Raw genomic sequence first — 19,170 nt, 5'->3', positions numbered from 1 at the left:
TTGACCGCGTCTGGGGTTTTTTTGATGCCCTTGCCAGACAAGGGTCGAGAGGAATGAGATGAGCGAGAGCTGGAACAAACGCACCCAAGCCGTCCATGGCGGCATCCGTCGCAGCCAATACAACGAAGTCAGTGAAGCAATTTTTCTGACACAGGGCTTCGTCTATGAGACAGCCGAACAAGCCGAGGCGCGGTTTATCGAATCCGGCCCGGATGAGTTTATTTATGCCCGCTATGGCAACCCGACCGTTTCGATGTTCGAACAGCGCATCGCGGCGCTGGAAGGTGGCGAGGACGCGTTTGCCACAGCATCCGGCATGGCTGCAGTGAACGCGGCGCTGACCTCGATGTTACAGGCGGGCGACCATGTGGTGTCGGCCAAGGCATTGTTCGGGTCCTGTCTGTATATCCTCGAAAACATCCTTTCCCGTTATGGCGTGGACGTCACCTTTGTTGACGGCACCGATCTGGACGCCTGGAAAGCGGCGATCCGCCCTGAGACCAAGGCGGTTTTCTTCGAATCCATGTCAAACCCGACGCTTGAGGTCATTGATATCGAGGCGGTTGCCAAACTGGCCCATGTGGTTGGCGCGCTTGTCATCGTGGATAACGTCTTTTCCACGCCTGTCTTCTCGCGCGCAATCGAACAGGGGGCGGATGTCGTGGTCTATTCCGCGACCAAACATATCGACGGGCAGGGGCGTGCTTTGGGCGGCGTCATCATTGGCACCAAGGATTTCATCCGGGGAACGGTCGAGCCCTATCTGAAGCACACCGGTGGAGCGCTGAGCCCGTTTAACGCCTGGGTCATGCTGAAGGGTCTGGAAACGATGGCGCTGCGCGTTAACGCTCAGGCCGAGACGGCACAGACCATTGCCGAAGCGCTTGAGGGGCATCCGGCGCTGGAACGGACGCTTTATCCGGGTCTGAAAACCCATGCGCAAAACGCATTGGTCCAAGCTCAATTGGGTGGCAAAGGCGGAACAGTTCTGTCACTGGACATCAAGGGCGGCAAGGACGCAGCGTTTGCATTCCTGAACGCGCTGACGATCCCTGTCATTTCGAACAATCTGGGCGATGCCAAATCAATCGCGACACACCCCGCAACGACCACGCACCAGCGTCTGAGCGACGATCAGAAGGATGAATTGGGCATCACGCCCGGCCTGATCCGCTTTTCCGTCGGGTTGGAGGACGCGGGCGATCTGCTTGCAGACATCAAACACGCGCTGGATGTGTCGCAACGTTAACTGACGGCTGCGGTTTACTGACAACCGGGTCGAAACTAGGTGAAAATGACGTAAGTCATGCGATTTTCGCCGAATTTCGATCCGGGCTGTGTTTTTCAGCGTATAAAGCTACACTGGAACGCAAGCCGAACACGAATATGGTCCGGCGACCAACCGAGGAACCCGATCGATGAACGTGCACCCCCGCGACATTGAGGATATGCCCGACAATGACGAAGCCGCAGCCGCTCTGAAGACACTGCGCAAATGGGCCGAGTCAGCAACCGAGACCGAGATCAGCCAGCTCGACCCGGCAATTGCGCGTCTGGTGCCTGGTCTGGTGCCCATAAACTATCCGTCCCTGTCGCGCGAATACCCCGAGGGGTTCGCGGTCGACAGTGCGTATCGCGCGACCTTGCCGGATCTGCAGAATGGCCCGTCCAGTCTGATCCGGGGTGCAAAACAGCAAATCCAGCATGTTGGTATCTCGAATTTCCGCCTGCCGATCCGGTTTCATCGCAAGCGCGGCGATGATCTGACGCTAGAGACCTCGGTGACCGGGACTGTCAGTCTGGATGCCGAAAAGAAGGGCATCAACATGTCCCGGATCATGCGCTCGTTTTACAAACACGCCGAGCGTACGTTCAGCTTTGAAGTCATGGAGGCCGCGCTGGATGACTATATGACCGATCTGGACAGCTTTGACGCCCGTATCCAGATGCGGTTTTCCTATCCCGACCGTGTGCAAAGCCTGCGGTCCGGTTTGGAAGGGTACCAGTATTACGACATCGCACTTGAGCTGGTTGAACAGGGCGGAGTGCGCCAGAAGATCATGCATCTGGACTATGTCTATTCCTCAACATGTCCCTGTTCGCTGGAACTCAGCGAGCACGCACGCGCAACACGTGGACAGCTGGCCACACCGCATTCGCAACGTTCAGTGGCGCGGATATCTGTTGTGGTCGACTGCGACACGGATTGCCTGTGGTTCGAGGATCTGATTGCCTTGTGCCGCCGTGCCGTTCCGACAGAAACGCAGGTGATGGTCAAACGCGAGGATGAACAGGCCTTTGCCGAGCTTAATGCGGCCAATCCGATCTTTGTCGAAGACGCTGCCCGTTTGTTCTGTGCCGAATTGCTGGCCGATCACCATATCGGCGATTTCCGCGTGGTCGCAAGCCACCAGGAAAGCCTGCACAGCCACGATGCGGTGTCGGTTCTGACCGAAGGTCCGACCTTTGTGTCACCCAGCCTGGACCCGCGGCTGTTCACCACCCTGTTCCACGTCGGGTGACGGGGCAGGGTGGATCAATAAAGTATCATTTTTAGACTAAGAGCGGTTTTCCGCCGCAGCGCGGCAATTCGTGCTGCATTTGCACGATCCTTCAAGTAACACTGGTGTGGAATGCAGCCGTGGCAGGCGAATTTCTGTTCGTGCGTCTGCCACTCTGAAGGGAAGCTGAGACGTGCGACGCTCAGGACTTCGTGACTTCTTGATCCGCCCGAAAATCGGGACGGGCAGCTCAATTCACTCTTTTGCAGGCTGCATCGCTTTCAGAGGAGAACTAAAGTATGAATCCAATTTCCCAACCGCTGGAATTTCAGGCTGCGGCCATCAGAATGGCCGGCTATGCGGTTAGCAACCAAATGAAAATTATGCAGATTTTGACTCGTTCGGCGATGGAGCTGCCGTTTGTGTCGGTTAGTGCCTTGCACGCGTCGGCTGCTGCTCCGGCCCCGGCTGCACCCTCGGCAAAACCCGCGCCCAAGGCCAAACCGGTCGCCAAGGCAATACCTGCGGTGGTGGCCAAACCCAAGCCTGTGGCCCGCAAGAAAGCTGCTGCAAGGCCCAAGGTCGAATCACCAAAGCCGACCGCGTCCAAAACGGTGGCTGAAGTGACCAAACCCACCCCGGTGGCGGCCAAATCGACCGAAGTTGCAGAAAAGCCTGCCGCCAAGCCTGCGGTCGCCAAAGGGCAGCCATCGGCCAAACCCGCAGCGGCAGCCAAACCAAAGCCTGCCGTTGCTAGAAAAACACCTGCGCCAAAACCGGCAGCGGTTGCCAAGCCGAAACCTGTGGCAGCGAACACCACTGCGCCAAAGACCCCGGCCAAACCAGCCGCACCCAAGCCGGTCGCGGCGAAACCTGCACCCGCCAAGCCGGTCGCGGCGCAGCCTGCGCCTGCAAAAGCCGTTGCCGCAAAGCCCGAAGGGGTACAGGCAACTCCGGCGCGTCGCCCGCGCGCCCCGTCTAATCCGCCCGCGATGCCAACAACGGCCCGCAAAACGGACGGGTAAAACCCGACACTGGCTTGACACAGTCGTGCAGGCGCGCCAACGCTGCGCCTCATGACGGATATGCGCCCGGTTGGATATGTGATTGGCCTATTGGTCGCCATTCTTGGGGCGACCATGCTGCTGCCTATGCTTGCGGACTTCATCGAAGGCCGAGGCGAGTGGCACGTTTTTCTCGAAAGCGGCGTCATCACGATTCTGACCGGCGTCGTTCTGGCGATGAGTTGCTCGAACGGAGTAGGCGAAGGTCTAACGATCCGTCAGACCTTTTTACTGACCACAGGGGTCTGGGTCGCACTGCCATTTTTTGGCGCCATTCCGTTTCTTTTGGGCGAGACCGAACTGCGCTTTGTCGACGCGTATTTCGAGGCGATGTCGGGCCTGACGACGACAGGCTCGACAGTGATTTCCGGCCTCGATAACCTGCCACAGGGGTTGCTGCTTTGGCGTGGGCTTCTGCAATGGTTGGGCGGCATCGGCATCATCGTCGTGGCCATGGTTTTCTTGCCCGAGCTTCGCGTCGGGGGGATGCAAATCTTCCGCTCGGAAGGATTTGAAACCATGGGGAAAATTCTGCCGCGTGCGCAAGAGATCGCGGGCCAGATTTCCCTGATCTACGTCTTTCTGACGATTGTTTGCGCGCTGGTCTATGCAGGTCTGGGGATGGGCTTTTTTGATGCCGTGGTGCACGCCCTGACGACGATCTCAACGGGCGGGTTTTCAAATTATGACGCGTCCTTTGGCACGTTTTCCGGCCCGGCAGAATATGCGGCCGCTGTCTTCATGATCCTCGCTGCACTGCCTTTCGTGCGCTACGTCCAATTCGCCAATGGCAATGCGAGGTCCATTTTCCGCGACAGCCAGATACGGACCTTTCTGGCGACCATTCTGGTGCTGGTGGTCATTATGGCGGTCTTTCTGACCTCCGTTTTCCCGCATCATTGGGAACAGGCTGTTCGGGAATCCCTGTTCAATATCACCTCGATCATTTCGGGTACCGGGTATGCCAGCGTCGATTACATGGGCTGGGGCAGTTTCCCGATCATGATGTTCTTTCTGATCGGTCTGATTGGCGGCTGCGCGGGTTCAACCGCCTGTTCTATCAAGATCTTCCGGTATCAACTGCTGTTTGCTTCGATCAAAACCCAGATCCGCCGCATCCGCTCACCTCATGGTGTTTTCAAGCCGCAATATGATGGCCGGTCGATTGGTCCAGACGTACTGACCTCGGTTATGAGCTTCTTTATGTTTTTCGTGCTCTCGTTGGGCGTGCTGGCCTGGGCGCTGGCACTGACGGGATTGGATTTCATAACTGCCGTCTCCGGTGCAGCCACAGCGCTGGCCAATGTAGGGCCGGGGCTGGGGGATCAAATCGGACCGGCTGGCAACTTTGCAGGGCTCAGCGACACCGCGAAATGGCTGCTTTCAATCGGAATGCTGGTAGGGCGGCTTGAGCTTTTGGCCGTTTATGCACTCTTCACTGTCCAGTTCTGGAGGAATTGATGAAAAGACCCCTTGGTGCGCAGATTTCGCATATGCTGCGGGATCGCGGAGTGGATGTGATCTTTGGTATTCCCGGCGTGCACAATCAGGAAATGTATCGCGGGATCGAAGAGGCCGGAATCACCCATGTGCTGGCCCGGCACGAGCAGGGGGCAGGGTTCATGGCCGACGGCTATGCCCGTGCGACCGGCAAGCCGGGTGTTGCATATGTCATCACCGGACCGGGGTTGTGCAATATCATGACACCGATGGGGCAGGCCTATACGGACTCGGTCCCGATGCTGGTGATGTCCTCGTGCCTTGATGAAACGCAAGGGGTGCACGGGCAATTGCACCAGATGAAAGACCAGCGTGCTGCGGCTGAAACCGTGACGGACTGGTCGCATCAGGCCAATACGGCGCAGGCAGCCTACAATCTGGTCGAGCGTGCTTTTGAGGAGTTCGAACTCAACCGCCCACGCCCAAAACACATCCAAGTGCCGATTGCACAGCTTGAGGCCGATGCTGATCCTGCACCGTTTCCCCACCAACCTGGTTTGCGCTCAAAAGTTTTGCCGCCGGATTTGGCTCCGGTAATGTCCATGCTGAACATCGCACGGCGCCCGTTGTTTATTCTGGGTGGGGGCGCGCGGTCGAATCTGTGGCGGCAAATCCTGACGCAGTTGGGCGCGGCCTGTTTCACCACGTATGCCGGGCGCGGAATGGCGGGGTTGGGCTATGCCTTGGACTATGGAGCCATGTTGCCACGACCGGGCAGCGCTGATGTTATCGCCTCGGCCGATCTTGTGGTCGTCGTGGGCGCGGAATTGGGCGAGGTCGACTTGTGGCGAAGCACATTGGGCCACACGGCCAATCTGGTGCGTATAGATCTGGACCCGAAGGTGCTGTCGGATCAGCATCGCGCAGCGGTCAAGCTGCAAGCTGACGGGGAAAGCTTTGCCCATGCGCTTTGGGCAGCCATTGATCATGTCAAACCTGCAACGGGCTGGACAGCGGAAGAAGTAGCCGACGCCCGCCGACGTTGGCGGGCCGAAGTGGATGCGGAACGACCGGGCATCGTCCCGGTGCTGGATGCCCTTCGCGCGGCGATGCCCGGCGACACCATGATCTATTCTGACATGACCCAGTTCGCTTATGTCGCCAAAGAAGTTTGGGATATGGTCTATCCCTATCACTGGCACCATCCGACCGGGTTCGGTACACTTGGCTATGCGCTGCCGGCCGGAATTGGCGGCGCCGTGGCGCGTCGAGGTAAGCCTACAGCGGTGATCGCTGGCGATTACGGTTTTCACTATACGATGCAAGAGCTTGGGGCAGCGGTCGAATTGGGCCTGTCTCTGCCGATCATCCTTTGGGACAATGGAAAACTCAAAGAGATCGAGGACAGCATGGTCAGAGGTCAGATCGCACCGAATGCGGTTGTCGCGCGCAACCCGGATTTCTGCAAACTGGCCGAGGCCTTCGGCGCGTTGTCGTCTGCGCCCTCCAGCTTACCCGAGATGCAGGAGGCGGTCCGAGCCGCCTTTACGGCCCCGGTCCCGACACTGATCCGTGTCACGCCGGATATCCTTTAGCCAACAAAAAAGCGCCGCTCGGACGAGCGGCGCTTTGTGCGATTTGGCGCAGAGATCAATCCCAGCAATGAACCAATACGGTCATTCCGGTCGCCCGGCGGCTGAGTTCATTGGGCGAGATTTGTGCCGTCGGCTGACCCGATTGACCGGATACACCCGCCTTGGCTAGAACCTCACTCAGGCTGTTGGCCGTTGCAGCGAGGCTGACGGACGCGGGCAGGGTGCGTCCTTCGGTCGGGGTCGGCAGCAGCATGCCAACAACCTGGCCATTGCCGTCAAACACTGGCCCGCCCGCATCGCCGGGCTGGGCTGCCAACGCCAGGCGTTTCACGCCGTCTTCTCCGTTCAGGCCGCGCACATCAGCGATTTGGCCAAAGGTAAGCGTCGGTGCGCCCAAAGCGCCCTCATACGAGAAACCCGACACCGCGATCTCAGATTGAATGCGCGGTGCATCGGCACTGAACTCTGCCACGTTGACCGGAACCAGATTGCGGTTGGGGCGCAGAACCGCCACACCCAGATCGGCATCAGACGAGGCGAGCTGAAGCTCTTGATCGTCATCCAACGTAATGCGTGTGCAGCTGTCAGCGGCCTCAAAAACGGTCAGAACCGTGCCGCTTGCATCAGCGAAGAAACCGGAACGGGACAGACGCGGTGTGCGCACCTGCAGCCCGGACACCAGATCAATCCGCTGCTCGGCATTGGCACCTGCTGCTGCGTCCAGTACTGCGCCAGTTGCAGTAAAGCCGGTCTTCATTGCGGCCAGCACTCTGGCGCGCCGGGCATCGTCATCCTCTGGCCAAACCAGTGTAAAGCCTTTGATCTGGCCATCGTCCAACCGTGCTTCGCTATAGGTCACGATCCCATTACCACGCCCTTCCAGCGTAAAGCTGTCGCCGCGCAGTTGTCGTGGGCCGTCGAGTGGAACGATTTCCAGCGATTGCAGCACTTCATAAAGGGCGCGCAGCGTGGCCTTGTCGCCCTTCTGACTGATCAACAGGGCCTTGGCGTTCAGATCGGTTGTGCTTTTGAAGTGAACAAACGGGACCTCATAACGGTCGAATGCGATGACACCCATCGGCAGATCCACATCGATACCGGCCTGCGGGTCGGAATAACGCTCCATTCCAACGCTCAGAAGGGGGGCGTTAAAGTCGTCAATCAACGCCTTGCGCTGTGCGGTCGTCAGAACGCCGGTAGCCTCAAAGCCATTGAACCGCTGCCAGTCGCCCATGGAGCGGCGCGTGCCTTGGCCAAATGCGCCATCGATCGTTGAATTGTAAAAACCCGCGGCCTGCAAAGCGGTTTGCAAATTCATGCGTTCCTGAGTGCTTAGAAGACGTTCGCTTTGCAGCGCTTGTGAGCGTGTCTCGTCCGAGGCCTGCGGGGTTACGCCAACAGCAGGCTGTTCAGGCTGGGATTCAACTGGTGGCGTCACGACGCCCCGGTCCAGAATGTTCTCTCCAACCGGCCAGAATTGCTGTCCCAATGCGCTGGAAAAAGCGATGTAGCTGTCCGCAGGGATTTGCCCCTCGGCGCGGTAAACGCTTAGAACCTGTTCCGCGTCGCTACGCAAATAGGGCCCGATAACAATGGCATACCAACCAGAGTTCAAGCGAAACCCGTTTACGTCCGGTAGGGTGCTGGCATAGGCCCGCGCGCGTTCCTGCGCTTCGCGCAGCGAGGGCTGCGCTTCGACCTGCACCCAGACGCCTGCGTCCTGCTGTGCAAAAACAGCGCGCGCGCCGATGAGAAAAAGAAACAAAATTGCCGTAAATATGCGAGTCATTGTCTGCCCGTGTCCGCAGTGTTTTATCTTTGCCGGACCCTACGCGAACTCACGTACCGAAAGCCATGCCCGGAATACGGGGAATTTACAGTGTGGCTGCGCAGTGACAGCATAGGCTTTGCCGCCCGTTGACGCCCAACGGCCCCTTGCATAGGAAGGGCAAAACCCAACGGAACCGGGCGCAGTGGCGTCCAAAGGGAATGTCATGACCGACCAGTCCAGCGCACCACGTTCTTTTCAAGAGATTATCTTGCGGCTTCAGACCTATTGGGCCTCGAAAGGCTGCGCTATTCTGCAGCCCTATGACATGGAGGTTGGTGCAGGCACGTTCCACCCGGCGACCACCTTGCGCGCGTTGGGGTCGAAAACCTGGGCCGCAGCTTATGTGCAGCCTTCGCGCCGTCCGACGGACGGACGCTACGGCGAGAACCCCAACCGGTTGCAGCACTATTATCAGTATCAGGTGCTGATCAAACCCAGCCCGCCGGATTTGCAGGACCTGTATCTCGGCAGCCTCGAAGCCATCGGCATCGACATGAACCTGCATGACATCCGGTTTGTCGAAGACGACTGGGAAAGCCCCACTCTGGGTGCCTGGGGTTTGGGTTGGGAAGTCTGGTGCGACGGCATGGAAGTCAGCCAGTTCACGTATTTCCAGCAGGTCGGTGGCCATGATTGCGCACCGGTCTCGGGCGAGCTGACCTATGGTCTGGAGCGTCTGGCGATGTATGTATTGGGCATCGACCACGTGATGGACATGCCATTCAACGATCCGCAGTCACCAAGCCCGCTTTCCTATGGCGACATCTTCAAGCAGACCGAAGAAGAATACGCCCGCTGGAACTTTGACGTGGCCAACACCGAAGTGTTGTTGCGCCACTTCGAGGAGGCCGAAGCTGAGTGCGCCGCCATTCTGGCACAAGAGCATGACGACCCAAAAACTGGCAAGCGCATCATCATGGCGCACCCGGCATATGATCAGTGCATCAAGGCCAGTCACGTGTTCAACCTGCTGGACGCGCGGGGCGTGATCTCGGTAACCGAGCGGCAGGCCTATATCGGCCGCGTGCGGGCTTTGGCGAAGCAATGCGCAGACGCATTCCTGCTGACCGAGGCCGCCGGGTTCCAGGCCTAATGCGCCGCTCAGGCCAGTCCGGGCAGCAAGACCTTAAGGCCAGCAGCGATCATGCTGATTGCGATGGCCGACAGGATCATGCCCATGAACCGGCTCATGATAACACGAGCATTGTCAGACAGACGTTTGGCAATGGCTGCGGCGTTCCAGAATGTCACGAACAGCAACAGCAGAACGGCCAGGAAAACGCCAGCGTAAACAATGGCATCTACCGGTTTGTGGATGTGGCTCGCATACAGGATCAACGTGGTAATTGTGCCCGGCCCGACAAGGATCGGAAATGCCAGCGGATAAAAGGCAACCGTGTCCGGTTCAGGATAGGATTGCCTTTCACCCTCGGTTCCGTGATGCGACGTGCTGGGCTTTCCGTTCAGCATGTTCAGGCCAATCATCAGAACGACCAGACCACCCGCGACACGCAGGTCATCGACGCTGATGCCGAACAGGCTGAGCGTTTGACTTCCTACAGCCGCAAACGATGCGCCGAGGATCAGGCAGTAGAGCGCCGTCTTTGTCGCCACTTTGCGTTGCTCAGCCGGGGCAAGGCCGTCGGTGACGCTAAGGAATACTGGCAGGTTCGTGATTGGATTCATGATCGCAAAAAGCGCTCCGAAGAATCCTACGGCAAGGGTGCTGTCCATTTCAAAAGTCTCTTTCCGGCCTGTAATCAATTGGAACCTGTCCTATTTTTACCGATCGTGAAAGAGGCATCGTGAGCAAAAGGAAAAGACAATGACAGGAAAAGTGCTTGCGATCATAGTGCTGATCTCGGCGGCAGTAGCCGGTTTTGGGATGTATTACCTGCAGATCTACGGATTTTACTATGACGTGGAATCCAAGCCCGGAAAGGACGTCATGTTGATGACGGAAGGGGCCGAGGCGCCCACGCCTATGTCCTACAGCGCGTTTCAGGCGATTGACGCGGACAGCTCACCCATCCGCTACCGTGCCTGTTTCGAAACGGATATGACGCTTGCGCAGATTGAGGAAAACTATGTCGCGGTCGAGAATGCAGAGCCGTTGACCGCGCCCGGATGGTTCGATTGTTTTGATGCCGTAGCGGTTGCGGATGCTCTGAAATCAGGCGAGGCCAAGGCCTTTCTGGGTGCAAAAAACATCCACTTTGGCGTTGACCGAATTGTTGCCGTTACAAATGGCGGCAAAGGCTATGTCTGGCACGCCCTGAACAATTGCGGCGAAAAGGCCTATGACGGCACCGTGATTGGCGAAGAATGCCCGGACCGGCCACAGAATTGAGGATATGATGACCGCCGAGACCCTGCAGATACCTGATTTCCTGACCGCTACATTGGGGTTTGCGGTGTATCTTTTGGGGGTCGAAATCAATGCGCGCGTAGCCGGATTACGGCAGTTTAACATTCCCGAACCTGTCACGGGTGGCTTGCTGGCCTCACTGGTTGTGCTGTTGTTGTATCTGGCCTTCGATCTTGAGCTGTCCTTTGATCTTGCCACACGGGATTTTCTGTTGGTGGTGTTCTTTGCGGGCATCGGATTGAATGCGCGGCTCTCTGACCTAGTTTCAGGCGGCAAGCCTCTGTTTTTACTACTGATCTTGACCTTGGCGACGATTGTTGCACAAAACGGGATCGGGGCAATTGGGGCGTCTATGTTCGGCTATCCGGCGCAGGCCGGTGTTCTGTTCGGTTCGGCATCCCTGATCGGCGGCCACGGAACCGCAATCGCCTGGGCACCCGAGGTGGCCGAAGCCACCGGTCTGGACGGCGCGACCGAGTTGGGGGTTGCCGTTGCTACTCTCGGGCTGGTTCTGGCCGCTTTGATTGGCGGACCGATCGCAAGGCTTTTGGTTGAGGGTCGCAACCTCAGCCCCGCGCGCCCGGATGAGGACCACACTGTTGGCCTGCCGATGGATCCCGACGAAACGGCGGTAAAGATCGACCATGTCACAATCATGCGGGTCTTGTTGTTTCTCAATCTGGCGATTATCGCGGGGTATTTCTTGGGAGAGGTGATCACCGCCGCTGGTCTGAAGCTGCCCCTGTTTGTGCCCTGTCTGATCATGGGCATCGTTATCGCAAATCTGCGTGCAACGTTTTTCCCCAACCGTCCACCGATTGAACGTACACCCTCACTGGCGCTGATCTCGGAATTCTCGCTGGGTGCGTTTTTGGCGATGTCGTTGATGAGCCTGCAGTTGTGGACCATCGCGGAACTGGGTCTGGCAATCGTGGTCATCATGTCCGCCCAGACACTGTTTGCCATCGCCTTCGTGATTTGGGTTCTATTTCCCGTCATGGGCTCAAACTATCGCGCCGCTGTACTGGCCGCCGGTTTCGGGGGCTTCGCCCTGGGCGCGACCCCGACCGCAATCGCAAATATGACCGCCGTTACCAAGCGATATGGTCCTTCGCCTATTGCCTTTATCGTGCTGCCCCTTGTATCCGCATTCTTTGTGGATATCGCTAATGCCATCGTCATTCAGACGATCGTCAATTTCTAAGGACAGAAAATGCCCGACCTGCTGATCGAATTGTTTTCCGAGGAAATCCCCGCGCGCATGCAAACCCGTGCCGGCGATGACCTGAAAAAGCGGATCACCGATGGTTTGGTCGAGGCCGGTTTGACCTATGCCTCTGCTGCCTCTCTGACGACGCCGCGCCGTCTGACACTGGCGATTGAAGGGTTGCTGGCGGAAAGCCCGATGATCCGCGAAGAACGCAAGGGTCCGAAAGTTGGCGCGCCGGACAAAGCCATCGAAGGTTTCCTGCGGGGCGCAGGCCTGACACGCGATCAGTTGGAAGAGCGTGAAACTCCAAAAGGCTCGGTCTATTTCGCCACCATCGAAAAGCCCGGCCGTCCTGCGGCCGAGATCGTGGCCGAAGTGCTTGAGGCGACAATCCGCAATTTCCCCTGGCCGAAATCGATGCGCTGGGGCAGTGGCGGTCTGCGCTGGGTGCGCCCGCTGCACTCGATCCTGTGCATTCTGACCGACGAGACCGGCGCGCAGGTTGTGCCAATGGAGATCGACGGCATCAAGTCCGGCGACACCACCGAAGGTCACCGTTTCATGGCGCCGGGTCGCTTTGCGGTCTCGTCCTTTGAGGATTACGCCGCAAAACTGAAGCGCGCGTTTGTGGTGCTGTCGCCTGCGGAACGCGCAGAGCACATCTGGAACGACGCCCAGAACCTTGCCTTTGCGGCGGGGCTTGAGGTCGTTGACGACAAGGGCCTGCTGGCAGAGGTCGCAGGTCTGGTCGAATGGCCAGTTGTCCTGATGGGGCAGATCGATGATGAGTTTCTGGAACTGCCTCCCGAGGTTCTGCAGACCTCGATGAAAGAGCATCAGAAGTTCTTTTCCGTGAAAAACCCCAAGACGGGCCGGATTGAACGCTTCATCACTGTTGCGAACCGTGAAACCACTGATAATGGCACGACCATTCTGGCAGGGAACCAAAAGGTGCTGTCGGCTCGTCTGGCGGATGCCAAGTTCTTTTGGGAGAACGATCTGCGCGTTGCCAAATCGGACATCGCCCAATGGACCCGCGCGCTGGAGAATGTGACCTTCCACAACAAGCTGGGAACTCAAGTCGAGCGGATCGACCGCATCGCGGCGCTTGCCCGCGAATTGGCCCCGGTGACGGGCGCGGATGCCGATCAGGCCGAGAAAGCCGCTCGTCTGGCCAAGGCCGATTTGAGCTCCGAGATGGTCTATGAATTCCCGGAACTTCAAGGGCTTATGGGTCGTTATTACGTCGAAGCCGCCGGCGAGGACGCCGCCGTGGCCGCCGTGGCGCAGGAACATTACTCGCCGTTGGGGCCGTCGGATGATGTGCCCACCGCGCCGTTGTCAGTAACTGTGGCGCTGGCCGACAAGTTGGACACGCTGACCGGGTTCTGGGCGATTGAGGAAAAGCCCACGGGATCGAAAGACCCGTTTGCCCTACGCCGCGCGGCGTTGGGCGTGACGCGATTGATACTCGAAAACGATTTGCGTCTAAGATTGGATCGGTTCTTTGATAGCCAGTTGGTTCGGGCAGAGGGTGCCATCAATGACGCGTTGCCGAAATCAGATGTCGAGGACCTGCTGGAAGAAATCGCGGATCACGGCGTCTTCGGTGCAGCCTTCAAAGCGGTCAAAGACAATCTCGGCGACAAGCCGACCGCTGAATTTCTGGGGTTGGAGAAGAAAGTCCCGGACGCGTCCGACGATCTCCTCTCCTTCTTCCATGACCGCCTCAAAACCTTCCTCCGGGACGAGGGCATCCGCCACGACATCATCGACGCATGTATCGCGATGGAGGGAAATGACGACCTCAACCTGCTGGTCAAACGCGCCCGCGCGCTGAATGCCGTGATCGCGACAGAGGATGGCGAGAACCTCGTGCAGGGGTTCAAGCGCGCCAACAATATTCTGACCCAGGCCGAGGAGAAGGACGGGGTCGAGTACTCCTATGGTGCGGATATCAAGTTTGCAGAGACCGACAGTGAAAAAGCTCTGTTCGGCGCGTTGGAAGCTGCACAGGCCAAGATAGACCCGGCGCTGAAGGCCGAGGATTTCCCCGCCGCCATGTCGGCCATGGCCGATCTGCGCGGCCCGGTGGATGCGTTCTTTGAGGATGTTCAGGTCAATACCGACAACGACATCCTGCGCCGTAACCGTCTGAACCTGCTAAGCCAGATCCGTCAGGTCTGTTCCAGTGTTGCCGATCTGAGCCGCATCGACGGCTGATCCAGAACGCCCTTGCGCCATTGGTGCAGGGGCTTATGCTGCGGTGAAACCAAAAGGTGCCGCAGTGCAGAATAATCCGCATACTACGCTTATCACGTCCGAAGCGCCCGTTGCCGCCAACACGCATGGCGGGCGCGCGAAATGTTTGCAACGTCTGGTTCGTCTGGAACTGCCGGTTCCACGAACGGTCGCGTTGTCGTTTGATGCGGTGCATCAGATATCAGACGGACAGGTGCCGGATTTAGCTGCTGTTCTTGAGCAGTTTGATCAGACTGCGCTGCTGTGTGTCCGGCCCAGTTCCGAAGATCCCGATTGGGGCGGCCCGGGTGCCATCCTGAACATCGGCATGAATGACGCGCGCTATGTCGACCTGTCGGATTCGATGGGGGTCGAGGCCGCCGCAGCGCTGTATCTGCGCTTTGTCCAAAGCTATGCCGTTCATGTTGCGCGGCTGGACCCCGATGTGTTTGACGAGATCGATGCAGATGGCCGTGAAGGTCTGCAGGAATCTCTGCGGGCTTACGAGGACGAGACGGACGAAGCCTTTCCACAGGATCGCGGAGAGCAGCTGATTGCCGTGCTGCGTTCGATGGCCCGGGCATGGGAGGGCACCTCGGCCCGATTGTTGCGTCAGGCCAAGGGTGCGCCGGCGGACGCGGGTCTGGGTTTGGTGATCCAAGAGATGATCCCCGGCGTCGGGCAGGGCGAGTGCGGATCGGGTGTGCTGCAACTGATTGATCCGACCACTGGATTGCCTCAGATCACCGGTCGGTATCTGAGCCAAAGTCAGGGACGGGATGCGCTAGGGGAAGGCGTCGCGGCGCTGTACCTCGAAAAGGACCCGCGCGGAGTGTCTTTGGAAGATGTCGCGCCCGAGGCTTTTGCGGACCTCAAGACGCATGCAGCGCTGATGCGGGTCAAGCTGCGCGAGGAAATGCAGGTCGAGTTCGTGATCGAAAACGGCCACGTTCACATTTTGGACGGTGTACGGGTGCAACGCAGTGCCCGGGCCGCGATGCGCATCGCCGTGCGGCTTGCGGAAGACGGGATCATCCCGCCGCAAGAGGCGGTGATGCGGGTGGATCCGCATTCCCTGAACGAGCTGTTGCACCGACAGGTTCACCCTGATGCGGAACGGGACATCCTGACCACCGGAATTGCCGCCAGTCCGGGTGCTGCGACCGGCAAGATCGTGTTCACCTCGGCCGAGGCGCAGGCAAGCGCTGCGCGTGGGGAACCGTGCATTCTGGTTCGGCGCGAGACCTCTCCGGAAGATGTACGGGGCATGCATGCCGCCGTGGCGGTCCTGACGGAAAAGGGCGGCATGACCAGCCACGCGGCCGTGATTGGCCGGGGTTTGGGCCTGCCGTGCATCGTCGGCGCGTCCGAGATGCGGTTTCAGACAAAGAAAAAACAGCTGATGGCTCCCGACGGGCGGGTATTCAATACAGGCGACACATTGACCATCGACGGTAGCTCGGGTCAGGTGTTGGCTGGGCAACCGACCATGCTGGAGGCTGCGCTGGATGACTGTTTCCAGACCCTGATGGGCTGGGCGGACGCAGAGCGGGATATTGCCATCCGCGCCAATGCGGACACACCTGCAGACGCGCAAACCGCGCGGAACTTCATGGCACAAGGGATCGGGTTGTGCCGGACCGAGCACATGTTCTTTGACCCCGGCCGCCTGATCGTGATGCGCGAAATGATCTTTGCGCAGACCTCATCCGGTCGCGAAGCGGTCTTGGAACGCTTGCTGCCGATGCAACGCGATGATTTCGCGCAGCTATTCCGGATCATGGAAGGCCAGCCTGTCTGTATCCGTCTATTCGATCCACCGTTGCACGAGTTTCTTCCGACCACGCGCACCGGCCAACGCGAACTTGCCGAAGCGCTGGACCTGCCGGTCTCAGATGTCGAACGCAGGGTCGACGCCATGACCGAATACAATCCGATGCTGGGCCTGCGCGGAGTTCGTCTGGGCGTGACGGTTCCCGAAATATACGACATGCAGGCGCGTGCGATTTTCGAGGCGACGCTTGAAGCCAGCAAAGACGGGGCACCGGTGGTGCCCGAGGTTATGATCCCGCTGGTATCCGCCAAGCGCGAGGTCGAGCTGGTCAAGGCGCGCATCGATTCTGTGGCAGCAGCCGTCGCCGCTGAACGAGGGCAGGAATTTGAATACCGGCTGGGCGTGATGGTCGAAACCCCTCGGGCCTGTTTGCGGGCAGCCGAGATCGCGCCGCAAACCGCGTTTTTAAGTTTCGGAACAAACGACCTGACGCAGATGACCTATGGCCTGTCCCGTGATGATGCTGGCCGGTTCATGTCGGCTTATGTCCAGCAGGGTGTCTTTGTCGAAGACCCGTTTCATGTGTTGGACGCAGACGGAGTTGGCGAATTGCTTAAACTGGGGGCTGAACGCGGCAGGCAAGCACAACCGGAAGTCACATTGTCAGTTTGTGGCGAACATGGCGGTAACCCCGAATCAATCGCCATTTGCCGGGAATTGGGCTTTGACTATGTGTCCTGTTCGCCCTTCCGGGTGCCCGTCGCTCGGCTGGCTGCCGCTCAACTGGCGATTTCGTCCAGACTTGGGGGTTGACAGAAGGGCGGCACTCTAGAATTAGTAGGTAACAGAAAGCGCCGTCGTCAAATATTGTTGACGAAACGGCGATTTTCCACTTGCTTTTTCGTCAGAACTGGACGTCGCCGTTTGAATTCGGTATGAGCCTCATCGCGCCCGCCGGGGGAGGGTACGGCGCTAATTGTGCCTGTGCGAGGTTATCTGATGCTACGATACATATTGGCTGTTGCCACATTGGCAGCAACCGTGCTGCCGAGTGTTTCCGTCGCCGAGAGGGAAGCCACCGAATCTGCCAAACGCGAACTTGTAACCCGAAGCGAATTGCCCGGGCAAAAGTTCCGTGATTACTTGGGCCTGTTTAAGCCACGTAAAGAACCCGTGCTGCAACAAGTGTCCTATTCCAAGGATTGGCTGGATCAACTGCCGACTGCCACTGGTGACGAGAACTTCAAATGTCTGGCTGAGGCGCTTTACTTTGAAGCGCGCGGCGAAAGCGTGCGCGGTCAGTTCGCCGTGGCCGAGGTGATCCTGAATCGGGTCAAAAGTAGCCGCTTTCCAAGTTCGCTGTGCGGGGTGATCAAGCAGGGAACCGGTAAGAAGTACCAATGCCAGTTCACCTACACCTGCGATGGTCAGAAAGAAGTTATCCGCGAGAAAAGAGCCTATGAGCGTGTGTCCAAGGTTGCCCGCGCGGCAATCGACGGCGTTGGCGTCGGGCTGACCGAAGGGGCGACCCACTACCACACCAAAGCGGTTCGCCCGTCATGGTCGCGCGTCTACAAAGAAACGGCCCGGATCGGCGTTCACATTTTCTACCGCCACAACTATCGGACCGCGAGCAACTGATTGACGCACCCGCGCTGGAACCTTGATTGCGCGGGGCGTTTTCTGCCTTATGTAGCGGGCCAGGAGGTCCGCCATGATGTTATCCCGCAGACGGTTTCTGCAAACTTCGACCGCGCTTGCTCTGCTGCCAAAGGTAGCACATGCGGTCAGCTCTGATCTGGTCGCGCAAGAAGCGGTGCAACAGATTGCGCCTGACGGATATCCAGCTACGCCGGTTTGGACCTATGGCGGCCGCGTTCCCGGAGTCGACATCCGATTGCCTCAGGGCGGGCGCGTCAGTCGCAAGCTGATAAACAACCTGTCTCAACCGACGGCAGTGCATTGGCACGGAATTCGGATCGACAACGCAATGGATGGCGTGCCCGGGTTGACGCAGGACGCGGTCGAGATGGGCCAATCCTTCGACTATGACTTTGTTGCGCCAGATGCAGGAACCTATTGGTATCACTCGCATAACCGGTCTACCGAACAGGTTGCCCGAGGTCTCTATGGACCCCTGATCGTTGAAGAATCTAGCCCGCCGGATATTGATCAGGATCTGACGCTGATGCTAGACGATTGGCGGCTGGACCCGGAAACAGCGCATATCGTGGACGATTTTGACAATGGGCACGATCTTAGCCATGCGGGGCGGCTGGGTAATCTGGTGTCCGTCAATGGCGGTTTCGATCCGGCATACCCTGTTGGATCGGGGGAACGATTGCGATTACGCCTGATCAACGCATCGAACGCTCGGATATTTGATTTGGCGTTGGACGGGCTTGCAGGTTGGATTGTGGCTTTGGATGGGATGCCGCTAGCAGTTCCATTGCCTGTAGAGAACAGCTTCCCACTTGCGCCCGCACAACGGGCGGACCTTGTCGTGGATGTAACGTCCGCGTCCGGGGAAGTCGCGGGTCTCGCCAGTATCGAGCGGGACGGCGGCTATGGCTTGGTACGCTTTCAAGTTTCCGAGGCCACCATATCGCAAAGGCAGGGTATTGAACCATTGCCTGCGAACAATATGCCTGAATTTCAGTATGATCAGGCACCGCTGCATCGCATGTCCCTGCAGGGCGGCGCGATGCGATGGCTGGAAGGGGCCAAGCTTGGCGATCAGGACCTGACAGGCCGTGAGCTGGCTCAACTGGGCAGGTTCTGGGCTTTGAACGGATACGCGGAACGACCCAAGGATCCGTTTCTGGATGCGCGTCTGGGTCAGGTGCACCGGATCGAATTTGTGAACGAAACCGCTTTCCCTCATGCCATGCACCTGCATGGACACCACTTCCGGCTCATCCTGCCGGATGGCAGTTTGGGGCCTTGGCGCGACACTGTACTGGTGGACCGGGGCCAGACCCGTCAAATCGCTCTGGTCACAGATAACCCAGGCGACTGGCTGCTGCATTGTCATATGCTGGGACACGCCGCCTCGGGCATGATGAGCTGGTTCCGCGTCAGCTGACGCCGCATTCGATGGCTGGAAAGACGCATGTTGCGGTGCTATACGCGCGCGCATCGTCTAT

Annotated in this window: 14 protein-coding genes; 11 read left to right on the top strand and 3 right to left on the bottom strand. The window is 58.5% G+C overall.

All coding sequences use genetic code 11. The features are described from left to right. The first annotated feature begins 58 nt into the window (after positions 1 to 58). Positions 59 to 1,249: an O-succinylhomoserine sulfhydrylase gene (gene metZ, locus AC2FFH_RS06590; protein ID WP_496844014.1), complete on the top strand. Its 1,191-nt coding sequence runs from the start codon at positions 59 to 61 to the stop codon at positions 1,247 to 1,249. Between the two features lie 169 nt (positions 1,250 to 1,418). Beyond that, positions 1,419 to 2,522: a GTP cyclohydrolase FolE2 gene (gene folE2, locus AC2FFH_RS06585; protein ID WP_496844013.1), complete on the top strand. Its 1,104-nt coding sequence runs from the start codon at positions 1,419 to 1,421 to the stop codon at positions 2,520 to 2,522. 334 nt (positions 2,523 to 2,856) lie between these two features. On the opposite strand, the gene AC2FFH_RS06580 is transcribed toward folE2, so the two are convergent. Further along, positions 2,857 to 3,579, bottom strand: a complete 723-nt coding sequence (locus AC2FFH_RS06580; RefSeq protein ID WP_496844012.1) for a hypothetical protein — start codon at positions 3,577 to 3,579, stop codon at positions 2,857 to 2,859. Here AC2FFH_RS06580 and AC2FFH_RS06575 point away from each other — a divergent pair. After that, positions 3,578 to 5,026 carry a TrkH family potassium uptake protein gene (locus tag AC2FFH_RS06575; RefSeq protein ID WP_496844011.1) on the top strand — a complete coding sequence of 483 codons (1,449 nt, stop codon included), beginning with the start codon at positions 3,578 to 3,580 and terminating at the stop codon, positions 5,024 to 5,026. The genes AC2FFH_RS06580 and AC2FFH_RS06575 overlap by 2 nt on opposite strands. Further along, the gene (locus tag AC2FFH_RS06570) at positions 5,026 to 6,600 is read left to right on the top strand and encodes a thiamine pyrophosphate-binding protein (protein ID WP_496844010.1); all 1,575 of its coding nucleotides are present in this window, start codon (positions 5,026 to 5,028) and stop codon (positions 6,598 to 6,600) included. Before AC2FFH_RS06575 ends, AC2FFH_RS06570 begins: the two co-directional genes overlap by 1 nt. Positions 6,601 to 6,655: 55 nt before the next feature. Here AC2FFH_RS06570 and AC2FFH_RS06565 read toward each other — a convergent pair whose 3' ends face one another. Then, a complete protein-coding gene (locus AC2FFH_RS06565; RefSeq protein ID WP_496844009.1) occupies positions 6,656 to 8,389 on the bottom strand; it encodes a serine protease in 1,734 nt (577 codons plus the stop codon). Between the two features lie 205 nt (positions 8,390 to 8,594). Between AC2FFH_RS06565 and AC2FFH_RS06560 the strand changes: the two genes are divergently transcribed. Beyond that, entirely contained in the window at positions 8,595 to 9,524 is a 930-nt protein-coding gene (locus AC2FFH_RS06560) for a glycine--tRNA ligase subunit alpha (RefSeq protein WP_058274256.1), read from the top strand. A gap of 8 nt (positions 9,525 to 9,532) precedes the next feature. Here the strand turns inward: AC2FFH_RS06560 and AC2FFH_RS06555 are convergent, their stop codons facing one another. Next, positions 9,533 to 10,165 (bottom strand): MarC family protein, encoded by a 633-nt coding sequence (locus AC2FFH_RS06555; protein WP_058277621.1) that lies wholly within the window; start codon positions 10,163 to 10,165, stop codon positions 9,533 to 9,535. A 91-nt stretch (positions 10,166 to 10,256) separates the two neighbouring features. On the opposite strand from AC2FFH_RS06555, the gene AC2FFH_RS06550 reads away from it, so the two are divergent. The 6 genes from AC2FFH_RS06550 to AC2FFH_RS06525 all read left to right on the top strand — a co-directional run bounded on the left by AC2FFH_RS06550 (position 10,257) and on the right by AC2FFH_RS06525 (position 19,109). Continuing rightward, entirely contained in the window at positions 10,257 to 10,781 is a 525-nt protein-coding gene (locus AC2FFH_RS06550; RefSeq protein ID WP_496844008.1) for a DUF6446 family protein, read from the top strand. Positions 10,782 to 10,788: 7 nt separating this feature from the next. After that, positions 10,789 to 12,003, top strand: coding sequence for a sodium/glutamate symporter (gene gltS / locus AC2FFH_RS06545; protein WP_496844050.1), 1,215 nt, complete (start codon positions 10,789 to 10,791; stop codon positions 12,001 to 12,003). Positions 12,004 to 12,012: 9 nt separating this feature from the next. Then, positions 12,013 to 14,232, top strand: coding sequence for a glycine--tRNA ligase subunit beta (glyS, locus tag AC2FFH_RS06540; protein ID WP_496844007.1), 2,220 nt, complete (start codon positions 12,013 to 12,015; stop codon positions 14,230 to 14,232). 43 nt (positions 14,233 to 14,275) lie between these two features. Further along, positions 14,276 to 16,837: a putative PEP-binding protein gene (locus AC2FFH_RS06535; protein WP_496844006.1), complete on the top strand. Its 2,562-nt coding sequence runs from the start codon at positions 14,276 to 14,278 to the stop codon at positions 16,835 to 16,837. Between the two features lie 186 nt (positions 16,838 to 17,023). Further along, a complete protein-coding gene (locus AC2FFH_RS06530; RefSeq protein WP_496844005.1) occupies positions 17,024 to 17,665 on the top strand; it encodes a cell wall hydrolase in 642 nt (213 codons plus the stop codon). Between the two features lie 73 nt (positions 17,666 to 17,738). Beyond that, positions 17,739 to 19,109, top strand: a complete 1,371-nt coding sequence (locus tag AC2FFH_RS06525) for a multicopper oxidase family protein (protein ID WP_496844004.1) — start codon at positions 17,739 to 17,741, stop codon at positions 19,107 to 19,109. The last annotated feature ends 61 nt before the right edge of the window (positions 19,110 to 19,170 follow it).

This window comes from Ruegeria sp. YTSC003 (assembly GCF_059609785.1).
The sequence above is the reverse complement of the archived record's forward strand: the minus strand, read 5'-3'. Positions and strand labels throughout refer to the sequence as shown.

Coding starts and splice junctions, on each gene's coding strand:
- glyS (WP_496844007.1), top strand. CDS start 12,013: ATGCCCGACCTGCTGATCGAATTGTTTTCCGAGGAAATCCCCGCGCGC.
- AC2FFH_RS06560 (WP_058274256.1), top strand. CDS start 8,595: ATGACCGACCAGTCCAGCGCACCACGTTCTTTTCAAGAGATTATCTTG.
- AC2FFH_RS06530 (WP_496844005.1), top strand. CDS start 17,024: ATGCTACGATACATATTGGCTGTTGCCACATTGGCAGCAACCGTGCTG.
- gltS (WP_496844050.1), top strand. CDS start 10,789: ATGACCGCCGAGACCCTGCAGATACCTGATTTCCTGACCGCTACATTG.
- AC2FFH_RS06575 (WP_496844011.1), top strand. CDS start 3,578: ATGACGGATATGCGCCCGGTTGGATATGTGATTGGCCTATTGGTCGCC.
- AC2FFH_RS06525 (WP_496844004.1), top strand. CDS start 17,739: ATGATGTTATCCCGCAGACGGTTTCTGCAAACTTCGACCGCGCTTGCT.
- metZ (WP_496844014.1), top strand. CDS start 59: ATGAGCGAGAGCTGGAACAAACGCACCCAAGCCGTCCATGGCGGCATC.
- AC2FFH_RS06580 (WP_496844012.1), bottom strand. CDS start 3,579: ATGAGGCGCAGCGTTGGCGCGCCTGCACGACTGTGTCAAGCCAGTGTC.
- AC2FFH_RS06550 (WP_496844008.1), top strand. CDS start 10,257: ATGACAGGAAAAGTGCTTGCGATCATAGTGCTGATCTCGGCGGCAGTA.
- folE2 (WP_496844013.1), top strand. CDS start 1,419: ATGAACGTGCACCCCCGCGACATTGAGGATATGCCCGACAATGACGAA.
- AC2FFH_RS06570 (WP_496844010.1), top strand. CDS start 5,026: ATGAAAAGACCCCTTGGTGCGCAGATTTCGCATATGCTGCGGGATCGC.
- AC2FFH_RS06555 (WP_058277621.1), bottom strand. CDS start 10,165: ATGGACAGCACCCTTGCCGTAGGATTCTTCGGAGCGCTTTTTGCGATC.
- AC2FFH_RS06565 (WP_496844009.1), bottom strand. CDS start 8,389: ATGACTCGCATATTTACGGCAATTTTGTTTCTTTTTCTCATCGGCGCG.